This window comes from Streptomyces sp. NPDC045956, assembly GCF_056430705.1.
The window spans coordinates 157,857-170,498 of sequence record NZ_JBWKKZ010000010.1 but is presented as its reverse complement, the minus strand read 5'-3'; the positions used below and the strand labels follow the sequence as shown (position 1 = coordinate 170,498).

Here is a 12,642-nt window from a genome sequence, read left to right as displayed (position 1 = left end):
CGCACCGACCGGTCGACGACGCGTATTCGCCGCCCGCCCCGGGCCTCTGCTCGGGCGCCGTGACGACTCAGGTGTCGTTCTCAACGGTGGCTCCAGCTCGGGGAAGTCCGGGATCGTCCGGTGTCTGCAGGCGGTCCTGCCGGATCCCCGGCTCGCCCTGGGTACGGACACGCTGGTCGAGGCGATGCCCGCCTCCATGCACCCGGGGGCCCGACGCGCCCGCGGGCGGGCGCTCGGCACGAGACCCGTGCCGAGCGCCCGCCGGCCCGTGCCGGTCTCCTGGCCGGGTCAGATGCCGCAGGTGGGGGCCGACCAGTACGGCGACGGGTCGAACGCCACGTGGGTGTGGTCGTTGTGTCCGGGGTAGCCCGGGCCGAGGATCTCGGAGAAGCCGTGGGTCCTGGACTGCTGGGCGAGCCGGCACAGGGACGGCGAGCCGACCAGGTCGGCCGCGTCGCCGTACAGGTGACGGCTGGTGGCGGACCCGCCGACCGCGTTGTTGCACGCGCGGGAGCGGAAGCCGCTGGAGACGGTCAGGGGCACATCGCCCAGGGCGTGCCGCATCGCCTCCAGCTTCCACATGGTCTTCAGCGCGTTCGACTTGGCGGTGGCCGCGGAGACCGCGCCGCCGGACCAGTCGGAGTTGCACTTGTTGAGTTCGGCGTAGGTGAAGTGCACGGGTGTGCAGTCGGCGTCCTGAAGGGAGTAGATCTTGCTGAAGGTCGCGGCTCCGGCGACCCCGTCCGCACCCAGACCGTACGCGGCCTGGAACTTCTTGACCGCGGCGGCCGTCCGCGCGCCGTACTGGCCGTCGTAGGAGAGTCGTTCACCGGAGGTCACCCACCCGGCGACGCGGATCTGGAGCTGGGTCACGTCGCTGCCCGACGACCCTTGGGAGAGGGTGCGGTTCCACGTGTAGCAGGAGTCGGCGTGCGCGGTGCCGGCGGTGGCGCCCACCCCGATCACCGCACCGGACGTGAGCATGACAAGAGAGAGAAGCAGGCGTGACACGCGTCTGATCATCCCGGCCTCCCGACCGTTGAGTCGACAACAACCGAAGCCCAGCCTGGGGCAACGAGCTACGCGCGTCAACGGCGCCGCCGGGAAAGGAGATCCCCGTCCCGGCGGCTGTCCGTGAGCACCGCCGCCGACGGGTTCAGTAGTTGCGCCACTCGTCCAGGACGTACTCGAGGACCGCGGGGTCCATGAGGGTGCTCGGCCGTACGTCGGCGCGACGGCGGTCGACGGGGAACACGGTCGCCGCGCGCAGGACCGCCTCGTCCAGGTAGCGCAGCTTCGGGACGTCCGCGGCGAGCCTCAGCGGCGGGGGAGCGGCGCCGTCGGCGGCGAGCACGAAGCCCCAGTTGCCGAAGCTCGGCACGTCGACCTGGAACTCCGTCGTCGCGTACCCCGCCGCCTCGATCGTCTTCGCGATCGACCAGTACGTCTTCGGGGCGAAGAACGGCGACCCGCTCTGCACCATGACCTTGCCCTGCGGCTCCAGGACCCGGCCGAGCAGATGGTAGAACTCCACCGAGTACAGCTTCGCCAGCGACGCCGAGTCCGGGTCGGGGAAGTCGATGATCACGGAGTCGTACCGCTGCCGCGCGTCGCGCAGCCAGTTGAAGGCGTCGGCGTTGACCACCTCGACCCGTGGGTCCTCCAGCGCGTCGCCGTTCAGCTCGCGCAGGGGCTCGTAGGTCCGGGCCAACCGGGTCATGGCGGGGTCCAGTTCGACCAGGGTCACGTGCTCGACGTCGTCGTAGCGCAGCACCTCGCGCAGCGCGAGCCCGTCGCCCCCGCCCATGATCAGTACGTGGGAGCGGCGGCCCGACAACGCGGGGTGGACCAGCGACTCGTGGTACCGGTACTCGTCGACCGAGCTGAACTGGAGGTCGCCGTTGAGGAAGAGCCGCAGGTCGGGGTCACCGGTGAAGGCGGTGGCGCGGGTGATCACGATGTCCTGGTACTGCGTGGTCTCGGAGTGCACGATGGGGTCGGCGTACATGTGCTGCCGCGCGGTGACCTCCAGGTCGTCCGCCAGCACGTACGCCGTGCCGAGCACGGCGAGCACCGCGGTGACGCCGGCCAGCAGGCAGGCCCGCACCGCGCGACGGGTCTCGCGCCGGAAGATGAACACCACGACGATGACGCCGGCGACCGCGTTGACCGCGCCGACCACCAGCGCGCCCTTCAACTGGCCGAAGGTCGGGAGCAGGAGCAGGGGGAAGCACAGGCCGCCCACGAGGGCGCCGATGTAGTCGACGGCGAACATGTCGGCGACGGCGCTGCTCGCCTCCTGCCGGCGGATCCGCTGGAGCAGGGTCATCAGCAGCGGGATCTCGGCGCCGATCAGCAGGCCGATCACCAGCGACACCAGGATCATCGCGGGCATGTAGAGCTGGAGCCAGGCGAAGGCCGCGTACAGCCCGAGGACGGACAGGCCGCCGATCAGGGCCAGGGCCCCCTCCAGCACCGCGAACGCGACGACGGCGTGGTTGCGGAACGGCTTCGCGGCCAGGGAGCCCAGGCCCATGGCGAAGACCATCACGGAGATGACCACGGAGGTCTGGAGCACCGAGTTGCCGATGAGGTAACTGCCCAGCGCGGTCAGGGCCAGTTCGTAGACGAGGCCGCAGGCCGCGCAGAGGAAGACGGCGAGCAGCAGGAGGAACCGAGCCCCCCGGGTCGGACGGCCGGCCGGGGGGCTCTGCGGCGTCGCGGTGTCGCGGTCGCCGAGGGCGGTGGAGCTCATGGGTACGGTCCTAGGAGAGGGCCGCGCCGACCATGAAGGCGGTGCCCAGATACATGCCGGCCTGGACCCAGGCGGCGGGGTGCGGGCGGTCGTCGCCGTCGTCCAGGGCGACCGCGCCCATCTGTCCCGGAGTGAGCATGCCGATCACGATGCCGACCAGCGTCATCACCAGGACGCCGGCCAGGCCGTAGAGGAGCGTGCTGAGCAGGCCTTCGCCCAGTCCCTTCTCCGACTCGCTGGCGCGGATCGCCTCCATGATGACCAGACCCACCGCGACGGACTGGCTGCCCAGCAGCACGGCCGCCCCGCGGTTGCGATCCCGCCACACCACGTGGAAGAGCTTGCCGGGGGTGACGAGGTCGAGGGCGACGAAGCCGACGGCCATCACGGCGAGGCCCACGACCCCGTAGAGCAGGGCCTGGCCGGCCGACTCGAATATCTCGGTCACTGGGTTGCCTTTCTGGGGGCGTTGTCAGGGTGGGGAGGCGGTGTCGCGCTCCGGTGTCACTTGCCTTCGCCGGGGCCGCCGCCGCGGTAACTCTGGCTGTTCGGGTTCGGCCAGTTGACGAGGTGCTGCTGGTGACGCCGGTAGCCGTTGCGGTAGTCCTCGATCTCGATGAGGCTGCCGCCCCGGTACGGCGAGACGGTCACCATGTCGTCGCCGTAGCGCAGGAAGCGCTTGCCGCCCCCGGAGGACCGGTCGAGGGCCTTGCGGTGCTTGTGGATGGCGTCGGAGACCCGGGACGGGGAACTGTCCTTGTCGATCCACCGGGACCCGCTGACGGTGTAGGTGTCGCGGATCCAGGAGCGGGGGACGCCGTCGTCCCCGTCGCTCGAGCAGGCCGAGAGCAGGAGCGCGACCAGCGTGGCCGCCACCGCTCCGCGGACGAGTCGGGCGCTGTTCATCGGGCCTCCAGCCGGGTGTGGGTCGATACGATGTGCCCGTCCTGCGGATAGGTGTGCCAGGTGCGCCACGCCAGTCCGGCAGGGGACGGCTCGGCGGACGCCTCGACGACCACGGCCGTCACCGCCTCGGGCGAACCGGGGAAGACTCCGCACAGACTGTGCTCGGCGTCGGCGACCCGGGCCAGGATCTCCGCCACCCGCGCGCTGAACTCGTCGGGGCCCAGGCGGGCGGTGGTGGCGCCGAAGACGTAGGACCAGCCGGCCGACTGCCGGGTGTGCCGGGCGGGCAGCCCCCGTACGGCCCGTGGCAGACAGGCCACCGTCTCCCGCACCGGTCCGGCGAAGACCTGGTGCGAGGCACCGAGCAGTCTCATGCGTACGGCCAGTCCCCCCACGAGCACCTCGCGTTCGGCCAGCGCGGGCCGTTCGGTCAGGTCCAGAGAGAAGCAGAGCTGGTCCGCGGCCGTGTCCAGGTAGGGAGCTTGCAGAGATACAGCGTGCACGCGGCGCGGCCCCCCGGTCCGATATTGCTATGAGCGGCGCCGAGTATGGCACATGAGAGCGAGCGGCCGGTCGGTGGGGCCCTCGCGACGTGCGTCCGCCGGGTGCACCGCGCGCCCGAGGAGGGAGCAGGCCGCGCTGCCGGTCCGCCGTGTGCGCCGCCGGTGAAGTGTCCCGGCCGCGTGCTCGTAGCCGAGGAGACCGGCCACCCGCCGACTCCGTGCAGGGGGTGGCCGGGCCTTTGGGGTGATGCCCGGTGCTGCGGTCCGCGCCGGTGTCGCGGAGGTCCCGTCGACCGGGTCGCGGCGCCGCGCCGGTGACCGTCGCCCCCGGCCCGCCCCTACTTCCCGGGCTCGCGGGAGAGCAGGTGCAGGGCGCGCAGTGTGGCCTCGAGGGCGAAGCGGTGGTCCGGGTCGGCGAGGCGGTCGCCCAGGAGGGCGTCCAGGTTCCGCAGGCGGTAGCGCACGGTCTGGGCGTGCACGCCCAGCATCTCGCCCACCTGTTCCGCCGGCGCGCGCGTCGAGACGTGCACGCGCAGGGTCTCCACGAGCCGGTCGCGGCGGCTGGCCGGCAGCTGCTCGATGGGGGCCAGTTCCGCGGCCGCGAGGTGGGTGACGAGCGCCGGGTCCGACAGGAGCCACAGCGTCACCAGGTGGTCCTGGCAGCGGACCACGGGGGCGTCGGCCACCACACCCTCGTCGATCAGCTTGAGCACACGGCGCGCCCAGCGGACGGAGTCGGCCGCCTGGGCCAGCGGTACGGTCAGCCCCAGCACGGCGTGCGCGCCCGCCAGGGCGGCGTCGAGCATGGCCAGCCGCTCGGGGGTGAGGGCTCCGGGTATCAGCAGGTGCGGATGGGGGATGTCCAGGTCGAAGAGGACGTCGTCGGCCAGCCCGGCCTGGAGGTGCTCGGGGAGCGGCGGGCGCAGGGCGACCAGGGTGACGTCGGCGGGCAGCGGCCAGGCGGCCGCCTCGCAGAGACCGGAGAGGGCCTGCGGGAGCGGAGGTCCGGTGAGGATCAGGTGGAGGAGCCGTCTGCGCTGTGCCGGCACCTCGGAGGAGGCCCGCGACTGCACCTCGACGTAGCCCTCGCGGGAGATCTGCTCCAGCTCCTCGACGTAGGCGAACAGAGCGTCGGCGAAGGCGAGGACCAGGGTGGGGGAGAGGCGGTACTGCTGGCCCACGGCCCTCGCCCGGCGCAGGGCGATGCGCGCGCCGAGCCGGTACGCCCCCTGGAGGGTGTCCAGTTCGCGGCCCTCGTACGCTTCCACGCGGCCGAACCTGCGCAGCAGTTCGTCGCGGAGCGCGGCGTTCTTGCCGGGATCGGCGACGCGGTCCACGAACGCGTACAGGGCCTGTTCGACGCCTTGGCGGATGGCGTCGGCGTTGGGTCCGTTGAGCAGCCGCCCGTACACCGGGTAGGCACGGGTGACCTCGGCGCCGATCTCCTTCATGAGGCCGGGTAACTCGGGCCGCATGAAGGCGGCGAACTCCTTGGGGAGCGGTTCTAGCGGTTCACCGACCTCCGGCGGCCGCGTGGTTGAAGGCATGAGTGCCGTCCCTTGCTCTCCGGTGCCCACGGTGCACCGGTCGTGTGCCCCGGTCCTTCACGAAGGAGGCACACGACCGGACTTGACGTGATGTGTGGCTGGGCTGCTGAAGCTAAATCAAGTTCGTTGGGACGTACACAGTCTGTGCACATTTAGATGCGGTGGGACGCGGCGGGGCTCCCGGTACGGCTGGGAATCGCCGTCCCGCGGCCATTACTCGACGGCGGAGTGCCAGTTCCGCGAGAGGTGCTTGCCCGCGTCGGGGGCCACCGTGCCGGGAGCGTTCAGGCCGGCGAGGTGGGTCTGGGCGTTGTTGAGCGTCAGGCTGTTGTTCCCGGCGGCGGAGGGCAGCCCGGTCTTGGCGTTGACCGCCGCGTCGATCAGGCCGAACAGGCCGAGCCCGCAGCCGCTGGCACCGGGCACGGCGAAGGAGCTGTCGTTCTGCGTGGCCCCGGTGAGGTTGATGCGGCTCATCTCACCGTCCTCGGCGACCGTGCCGTCACCCCGGAAGAACGACATGCCGAACTCGGGGAACTGCCGGTTCTCCGGGCGCAGCACGATCGGCTTGGCCGCGGAGCCGATGTAGCACTTGCTGCCGAGGAACGGGTTCTCCAGGTGGATGCGGACCGGGAGGGCGACGATCGGCTGGTCGGTCAGGATGCCGGCGGTCTGGTCGAAGTCGTAGGGGGCGCCCACGGACTCCACCGTCGCCGTGATCTTGTTGAGCGTGCTGTTGCTGAGCTGCTCGCAGATGGCCGTGATCGCGGGGATGTTGCTCGGGCACATCAGCCCGAGCAGTCCGCCGGGGACGGTCGCGGAGTCGGCGACGAGGGCGCCGCCGGCGGGGGCCACCACGGTGCTGGTCCCGTCGGAGTTCTGGACGACGCCGATCTGGAGGTTGGTTCTGCCCGTGGTCACCGTGGTCTTGCCCAGCTTGATGGAGCCGCTCGGCGAGGTGGAGACCACACACTGCGGGGTGCGGGCCAGACCGTCGGCGGCCAGCATCGCCGGAGCGTCCACGGGACAGCGGGTGAAGGGCGCCCACTCGCCGTTGGGCACGGCGGCCGCCGCCGCGGTCGCCGTGCCCATGGAGGCGAAGGCGCCGAGGGCGGTACCGAGAGCGGTGGCGGTGGTGGCGACTCTGGCGCCGAGGGAGAACCGCATGATGAGGCCTTCCGTGTCAGGGGATGGGAGGGTGCGGGCGAAGCTGCACTTGAAGGGTGCGGACGGATCCGGGGGGCGGGGCGGTACGGCGCGAGGACGGTCAGCGCTCGGCCACCGGGATCTCCAGGGGCTGCCGGTCGGGGGTGCACTCGTCCGGGTTGGGCTCCTCGGCCCAGACGTAGCAGGCCTGCCCCTGGATCTGCTTGACGTAGTTGCCGGGACCGGAGACGGAGGCCGTGAGCAGGCGGTCGAGGTCCTCGCCCTCCGCGGTGCCGCAGCCCGTGAAGGCCGGGATGGTGACCTCGCCCGTCAGCGGACCGCCGGAGAGCAGCAGGTAGCCGGTGGCGGGTTCACCGGTGACCTGTTCGCCCCGGCCGTGCAGGACCAGGTGGTCGCCGGGGTACTTCTCCGGGTCCGGCTCCGGAGAGACGAGGGACGTCCTCGTCCGGCACTCGGCCCCCACGTCCAGCGGGGTTCCGTTCACCTTCAGGGACGTCACACGCAGCACGACCGGCGCGCGGACATAGGTGTCCGTGCTGGTGAAGAGGAAGTCGGTGGTGCCGTTCGAGTCGATGGTCATCGGACCCGTCTGCTCCAGCACCATCGTGGCCGTGGTCGGAGTGAAGTCGAAGGTGAGGAAGGTCCCCTGGAAGGGAGGGGTCTCCTTGCGCTGCTGGTAGTACAGGTCCGCGGTGGAGTGCTGCCTGATGTAGGCGCCGCTGAAGTCCGGGAAGAACTCGAACTCGGGCTCGCCCTGGGTGATGAGCGTGCAGAACGGCGGGACCAGCGCGGCGCCGTCGAGCTTGTTCACGTTCGAGTAGCCGGTGATGTAGGCGTTCAGGGACATCGGGCCGGCCGGGTACTTGTCGTCGTACTTGCAGGGCGGTGCCGTCCGCTCGGCGGCGGTGCCGCCGTCCGGCGCGGGCTCGGCGACCTTCGGGGCGCGTTCGCCCTGGCGCTCCGCCGGTTCGTCCGTCGGTTCTCCCGGCGTCCCGGAGGCGGAGGGGGATCCGGAGGGCGAGCCGCTGGGGGTGCCCGCGGGGCCTTCCTCGTCCGTGCCGACCTGGACGGTGGCGAGCCGTCCGCCGTCCGGTGCCTCGTCGGCGAGGGTGCAGTCGACGGTCACCGAGGCGGGATCGGTGGAGCCGCCCTCCGACGTGGTCAGGGCCAGGTCCAGGGCGAAGCCACCGGCGGTCATGGTCAGTTCGCCCGCCTTCCGGCCGGTCACCGAGGGCACGTCCCCCGTCGCGGTCAGCGTCAGCGGTCCGGTCGCGGTCAGTTGCGTGGGTTCCGTGCCGCCGCGCCACGTCGCCTCGGCGGTGGCCCCGCCCTGCGCCACGCCGACCGAGAGCCGGGTCGCGGCCCGCACACCGGAGGCGCCCAGCGCCGTGAGGTCCGCCACCGCCGGCTCCGGCAGCTCGACGGTCGTGGTCACGTCCGAGGGCTCGATCGGCTCACCGGGCGCCACCCGCTCGGGGAAGGCCGCCGAGACCCTGACCGTCGCGGGCTGCTGCCCGGAAGGGAACAGGCACGTGTACGGCAGATCGGCATCGACCTCCTGCGTACCGGCCGCCCCCGCCGCCGCCGGCACGGTGGCCGCCAGCACGACGAACGCGGCGATCGCCGCGCTGCGGGCGCGGCTGCGGACCGTCCGTCGGACGGCGGTACGGGGGCCTGTCATCTCTCACTCCGCTCGGGTCGTTCCACGGTCCGCACGGCCGGTGGCGGCTGCGGCGTGCCGGCGGCCCGCACGTCCGGCCGGGGTCACCGGCCGGGCGGCGAGCCGCCCTCCTGCTTACGGGTTGGACCCGACGATCTTCGGGATGGTGGTGGTGCCCGTGACCTTGACCGCGTAGTTGCCCTTGAAGGTGGGCTTGGTGGCGGTGGTGACCACGGAGCCGCAACCGGAGGCCGAGGTGACGACCAGGTCGCCGCTGACACTCGCGACCGCGAGGATGCCGGTCGAGTTGGTGTAGGTGGCGGTGGCCTTGCCCTGCACGTTGAACACGCAGGCGCCGGCGGTGACCTTGGCCTTGACGTTGCCGACGTAGCCCTTGGTCACACCGGTGGCCGCGGTGTAGTCCTGGGCGACGACGGTCCAGGGCGTGGTCGCGACGGTCGTGACGTTGCCCAGGACGCTGGTGCACGGCGCGCCGCTGGTGCCGAAGTTGATGGCGTTGATGCTGGCCACGGTCGCGGGGTTGCCGGTGGCGCTCGCCATGGTGCCCGAGGCGCTGGACGTCGTACACGTCATCGGGATGTTGGCGGTCAGCACGATGTTCCCGCTGTTGGTCGCCGAGAAGTTGGCCGGCGACGGGGTGACGGTCCAGACCGTCGACGGGACGGCCGAGGCGGGGCCGATGGTCATGGCGAAGGCGGCGGCACCCGCGCCCGCCACGACGGAAATTCTTGACAGGGACTTCTTCATGACGTGGGGACTCCCTTGTGGATTGACCGGCAGAGAGGGATCTCGCCCGTACCTGTGGAGTGGGGACGGGCGCGGTGCGGTCCGGAAATCCTCGACCGCGAGCCACGACGTTACTTGCGGGAAACTTAGGCGAACAATGGCGTCGGTCATGATTCTTTGGAGAACGTGAAATATCTGTTCCCCAAGTGAGCGCTCCGGAGCCCGGCATAGTCATCCGCTGCTAAGTAAGGCGCCTGCGCACGGTTCGCGGCCGGACCGCTCCGGGGGAGGTGGGGGACGGTCCACGGGCGCCGGCCGGCCCTTCCGTACTCACCGAGTGACAAGAAGAAGGGGCGTATTTGTCGCCGCGCTGACAAACGCGCGATGGCTCAACCGAATCCTTCGGGAAAGTCGGATCCTCCTCTTGCCCGCTCAGGTTACTCAGCCGTAGCGTGCCGGGCACGGCGCTGATCTCCTGGTGGGTGCCCCCCCATGCCGAGGAGGCGCGATGGATGTTTTCCGGCCTTGCCCTCCTTCAGGGGCGGACATCCGTCGGCAGGGCCGCGTGGAGCTCCTCCCTCCCGGAGCCGCGCGACCCTGCCCCGCACCCGGCGGACAAAGCGCCGGACGCGACTTGTCCACGCAGTGACAAAAGGCGAGGAGGCCGGCGTCCCACCGGTTGTCAGCACACCGCGCAGCGACTCGGCGTGCGCTCCGCGGCACGCACCGCTCTCACCTGCTTTGGAGGTGATATGGGAATCGAAGTAGTGGTCGAGGGCCTCACCAAGTCCTTCGGCAGGCAGAAGATCTGGCAGGACGTGAGCCTCACCCTGCCGGCCGGAGAGGTGAGCGTCATGCTCGGTCCGTCCGGCACCGGAAAGACGGTGTTCCTCAAGTCGCTCATCGGACTGCTGAAACCGGAGCACGGCCGCGTCCTCATCGACGGCGTCGACATGGTGAACAGCCCGGAGCGCGATATCTACGAGACCCGCAAGAAATTCGGGCTCATGTTCCAGGACGGCGCCCTTTTCGGTTCCATGTCCCTCTTCGACAACATCGCCTTTCCGTTGCGCGAGCACACCCGGAAGAAAGAGGCGGAGATCCGCCGCATCGTCATGGAGCGGATCGAGGTCGTCGGTCTGCTGGGCGCCGAGGGCAAGTTGCCCGGAGAGATCAGCGGCGGCATGCGCAAGCGGGCCGGACTCGCCCGCGCGCTCGTGCTCGATCCGCAGATCATCCTGTGCGACGAACCCGACTCCGGACTCGACCCCGTCCGCACCGCCTACCTCTCCCAGCTGCTGATCGACCTGAACGCGCAGATCGACGCGACGATGCTCATCGTCACCCACAACCTCGACATCGCCGCCACGGTCCCCGACAACATGGGCATGCTCTTCCGGCGCGAACTGGTCACCTTCGGCCCGCGCGAGGTACTCCTCACCAGCGAGGAGCCGGTCGTGGCCCAGTTCCTGGCCGGCCGCCGCGAGGGACCGATCGGGATGTCGGAGGAGAAGGACGCCGCCACCCTCGCCGCCGAGGCCGCCGGGGGGCGCGGCGCCGACGGCCCCCGGGAGATCACCCCCCAGCTGGAGCCGTCCCCCGGGCTCCCGCCGCGCCGCGCCGTCACCCGGCGCCGGGAGCGGGTGCTGGGCATGCTCGACAGGCTGCCGCCCGCCGCCCGCACCGCCATCGAACGCACCTACGCGACCTCCGCGGCCACCGGGCCCACCGCGCCCGGCGCCACCGCCCCGACGCTCCGGATGCCGGCCACCGGGAGCGGCACATGATCACCGGTGCCCTGCGGCAGACCGGTCGGCTCTTCGCGCTCGCCGCCGAGGTGGCCCGGGCGATCTTCCGGCGGCCGTTCCAGTTCCGGGAGTTCGTGGAGCAGTTCTGGTTCATCGCCAGTGTCACGATCCTGCCCGCGGCCCTGGTCTCGATCCCGTTCGGCGCCGTGATCGCCCTCCAGGTCGGCTCGCTCACCCAGCAGCTCGGCGCCCAGTCCTTCACCGGCGGCGCCAGCGTGCTGGCCGTCGTGCAGCAGGCCAGCCCACTGATCGTCGCCCTGCTGATCGCGGGCGCGGCCGGCTCCGCCATCTGCGCCGACCTCGGCTCGCGCACCATCCGCGAGGAGCTTGACGCCATGGAGGTCATGGGCGTCTCGCCCGTGCAGCGCCTGGTGGTCCCCCGGGTCCTGGCCACCATGGGTGTCGCGGTGCTGCTCAACGGCCTGGTCTCCGTGGTCGGCATCCTCGGCGGCTACGTCTTCAACGTCTTCCTCCAGGACGGCACCCCCGGCGCCTACCTCTCCAGCTTCTCCGCCCTCGCCCAGCTGCCCGACCTCTACGTCAGCGAACTCAAGGCCCTGGTCTTCGGGTTCATCGCGGGCGTCGTCGCCGCCTACCGGGGCCTGAACCCGCGCGGCGGCCCCAAGGGCGTCGGCGACGCGGTCAACCAGTCCGTCGTCATCACCTTCCTGCTGCTGTTCTTCGTCAACATGGTGATGACGGGCGTCTACCTCCAACTCGTCCCGCCGAAGGGAGGCTGAGGTCCGTGGCCTCCCCGCTCGTCTGGCTCGACCGCTCCGGCGACCAACTCCTGTTCTACGTCCGTTCCCTGCTGTGGATCCCGCGGACCCTGCGCCGCTACCTCAAGGAGGTGCAGCGGCTCCTCGCCGAGGTCGCCTTCGGCACCGGTGGCCTCGGGGTCGTCGGCGGCACCATCGGCGTGATGATCGCGATGACCCTGTTCACGGGCACCGTCGTCGGCCTCCAGGGCTACGCGGCCCTTGACCAGATCGGCACCGCCGCCTTCACCGGCTTCGTCTCCGCCTACTTCAACACCCGCGAGATCGCGCCGCTCGTCGCCGGACTCGCCCTGTCCGCGACCGTGGGCGCCGGCTTCACCGCCCAACTCGGCGCCATGCGCATCAACGAGGAGGTCGACGCCCTCGAAGGCATGGGCATCCGCTCCCTGCCCTACCTGGTCACCACCCGCATCATCGCCGGCGTCGTCGCCATCATCCCCCTGTACGCCATCGGGCTGGTCTCCTCCTACCTGGCCTCCCGGTACGTCACGGTCCTCTTCAACGGCCAGTCCCGGGGCACCTACGACCACTACTTCAACCTGTTCCTCTCACCCACGGACGTGCTGCTGTCCGTCCTGAAGGTGTTCATCTTCAGCGTGATGGTGATCGTCGCCCACTGCTACTACGGCTACCGCGCCACCGGCGGCCCGGCCGGCGTCGGCACGGCCGTCGGCCGGTCGGTGCGCAACGCCATCGTGCTGATCAGCGTCACCGACTTCTTCCTGTCGCTGGCCCTGTGGGGCGCCACCACGACCGTGAAGGTGGCGGGCTGA

The 12,642-nt window shown here is 71.0% G+C and carries 12 protein-coding genes and 1 pseudogene; 4 read left to right on the top strand and 9 right to left on the bottom strand.

From position 1 onward, the window contains the following. Nucleotides 1–46: 46 nt before the first annotated feature. Nucleotides 47–199: pseudogene (locus AC07FV_RS25930) on the top strand (phosphotransferase-like protein); the annotation flags it as partial. Nucleotides 200–288: 89 nt separating this feature from the next. Here the strand turns inward: AC07FV_RS25930 and AC07FV_RS25925 are convergent. The 9 genes from AC07FV_RS25925 to AC07FV_RS25885 form a co-directional block, all read right to left on the bottom strand. Then, nucleotides 289–1,023 (bottom strand): D-Ala-D-Ala carboxypeptidase family metallohydrolase, encoded by a 735-nt coding sequence (locus AC07FV_RS25925; RefSeq protein WP_479089637.1) that lies wholly within the window; start codon nucleotides 1,021–1,023, stop codon nucleotides 289–291. A gap of 133 nt (nucleotides 1,024–1,156) precedes the next feature. Then, a complete protein-coding gene (locus AC07FV_RS25920; protein WP_479089636.1) occupies nucleotides 1,157–2,755 on the bottom strand; it encodes a polyamine aminopropyltransferase in 1,599 nt (532 codons plus the stop codon). Between the two features lie 10 nt (nucleotides 2,756–2,765). After that, nucleotides 2,766–3,203 carry a DUF350 domain-containing protein gene (locus AC07FV_RS25915; protein ID WP_479089635.1) on the bottom strand — a complete coding sequence of 146 codons (438 nt, stop codon included), beginning with the start codon at nucleotides 3,201–3,203 and terminating at the stop codon, nucleotides 2,766–2,768. A gap of 56 nt (nucleotides 3,204–3,259) precedes the next feature. After that, nucleotides 3,260–3,661 (bottom strand): DUF4247 domain-containing protein, encoded by a 402-nt coding sequence (locus AC07FV_RS25910; protein WP_356610339.1) that lies wholly within the window; start codon nucleotides 3,659–3,661, stop codon nucleotides 3,260–3,262. After that, nucleotides 3,658–4,164: a DUF2617 family protein gene (locus AC07FV_RS25905; RefSeq protein WP_479089634.1), complete on the bottom strand. Its 507-nt coding sequence runs from the start codon at nucleotides 4,162–4,164 to the stop codon at nucleotides 3,658–3,660. The genes AC07FV_RS25910 and AC07FV_RS25905 overlap by 4 nt, the downstream gene beginning before the upstream one ends. 338 nt (nucleotides 4,165–4,502) lie before the next feature. Next, nucleotides 4,503–5,711, bottom strand: coding sequence for a PucR-like N-terminal domain-containing protein (locus AC07FV_RS25900; protein WP_479089633.1), 1,209 nt, complete (start codon nucleotides 5,709–5,711; stop codon nucleotides 4,503–4,505). Nucleotides 5,712–5,924: 213 nt separating this feature from the next. Beyond that, entirely contained in the window at nucleotides 5,925–6,875 is a 951-nt protein-coding gene (locus AC07FV_RS25895; RefSeq protein ID WP_479089632.1) for a hypothetical protein, read from the bottom strand. Nucleotides 6,876–6,975: 100 nt separating this feature from the next. Then, a complete protein-coding gene (locus AC07FV_RS25890; protein ID WP_479089631.1) occupies nucleotides 6,976–8,556 on the bottom strand; it encodes a DUF6801 domain-containing protein in 1,581 nt (526 codons plus the stop codon). A gap of 114 nt (nucleotides 8,557–8,670) precedes the next feature. Next, nucleotides 8,671–9,303, bottom strand: a complete 633-nt coding sequence (locus AC07FV_RS25885) for a hypothetical protein (protein WP_479089630.1) — start codon at nucleotides 9,301–9,303, stop codon at nucleotides 8,671–8,673. Nucleotides 9,304–10,034: 731 nt separating this feature from the next. On the opposite strand from AC07FV_RS25885, the gene AC07FV_RS25880 reads away from it, so the two are divergent. Genes AC07FV_RS25880 through AC07FV_RS25870 form a run of 3 tightly spaced genes read left to right on the top strand, consistent with a single transcriptional unit; the run spans nucleotide 10,035 to nucleotide 12,642 of the window. Continuing rightward, a complete protein-coding gene (locus AC07FV_RS25880) occupies nucleotides 10,035–11,069 on the top strand; it encodes an ABC transporter ATP-binding protein (RefSeq protein WP_479089629.1) in 1,035 nt (344 codons plus the stop codon). Further along, complete coding sequence (locus AC07FV_RS25875) at nucleotides 11,066–11,830, top strand: MlaE family ABC transporter permease (RefSeq protein WP_053141558.1); 765 nt, start codon at nucleotides 11,066–11,068, stop codon at nucleotides 11,828–11,830. Before AC07FV_RS25880 ends, AC07FV_RS25875 begins: the two co-directional genes overlap by 4 nt. A gap of 5 nt (nucleotides 11,831–11,835) precedes the next feature. Continuing rightward, a complete protein-coding gene (locus AC07FV_RS25870; RefSeq protein ID WP_479089628.1) occupies nucleotides 11,836–12,642 on the top strand; it encodes an MlaE family ABC transporter permease in 807 nt (268 codons plus the stop codon).

What these genes read in the sequence shown, in the direction of transcription:
- AC07FV_RS25910 (WP_356610339.1), bottom strand. Translation starts at nt 3,661, where the DNA reads ATGAACAGCGCCCGACTCGTCCGCGGAGCGGTGGCGGCCACGCTGGTC.
- AC07FV_RS25925 (WP_479089637.1), bottom strand. Translation starts at nt 1,023, where the DNA reads ATGATCAGACGCGTGTCACGCCTGCTTCTCTCTCTTGTCATGCTCACG.
- AC07FV_RS25885 (WP_479089630.1), bottom strand. Translation starts at nt 9,303, where the DNA reads ATGAAGAAGTCCCTGTCAAGAATTTCCGTCGTGGCGGGCGCGGGTGCC.
- AC07FV_RS25875 (WP_053141558.1), top strand. Translation starts at nt 11,066, where the DNA reads ATGATCACCGGTGCCCTGCGGCAGACCGGTCGGCTCTTCGCGCTCGCC.
- AC07FV_RS25880 (WP_479089629.1), top strand. Translation starts at nt 10,035, where the DNA reads ATGGGAATCGAAGTAGTGGTCGAGGGCCTCACCAAGTCCTTCGGCAGG.
- AC07FV_RS25900 (WP_479089633.1), bottom strand. Translation starts at nt 5,711, where the DNA reads ATGCCTTCAACCACGCGGCCGCCGGAGGTCGGTGAACCGCTAGAACCG.
- AC07FV_RS25920 (WP_479089636.1), bottom strand. Translation starts at nt 2,755, where the DNA reads ATGAGCTCCACCGCCCTCGGCGACCGCGACACCGCGACGCCGCAGAGC.
- AC07FV_RS25890 (WP_479089631.1), bottom strand. Translation starts at nt 8,556, where the DNA reads ATGACAGGCCCCCGTACCGCCGTCCGACGGACGGTCCGCAGCCGCGCC.
- AC07FV_RS25895 (WP_479089632.1), bottom strand. Translation starts at nt 6,875, where the DNA reads ATGCGGTTCTCCCTCGGCGCCAGAGTCGCCACCACCGCCACCGCTCTC.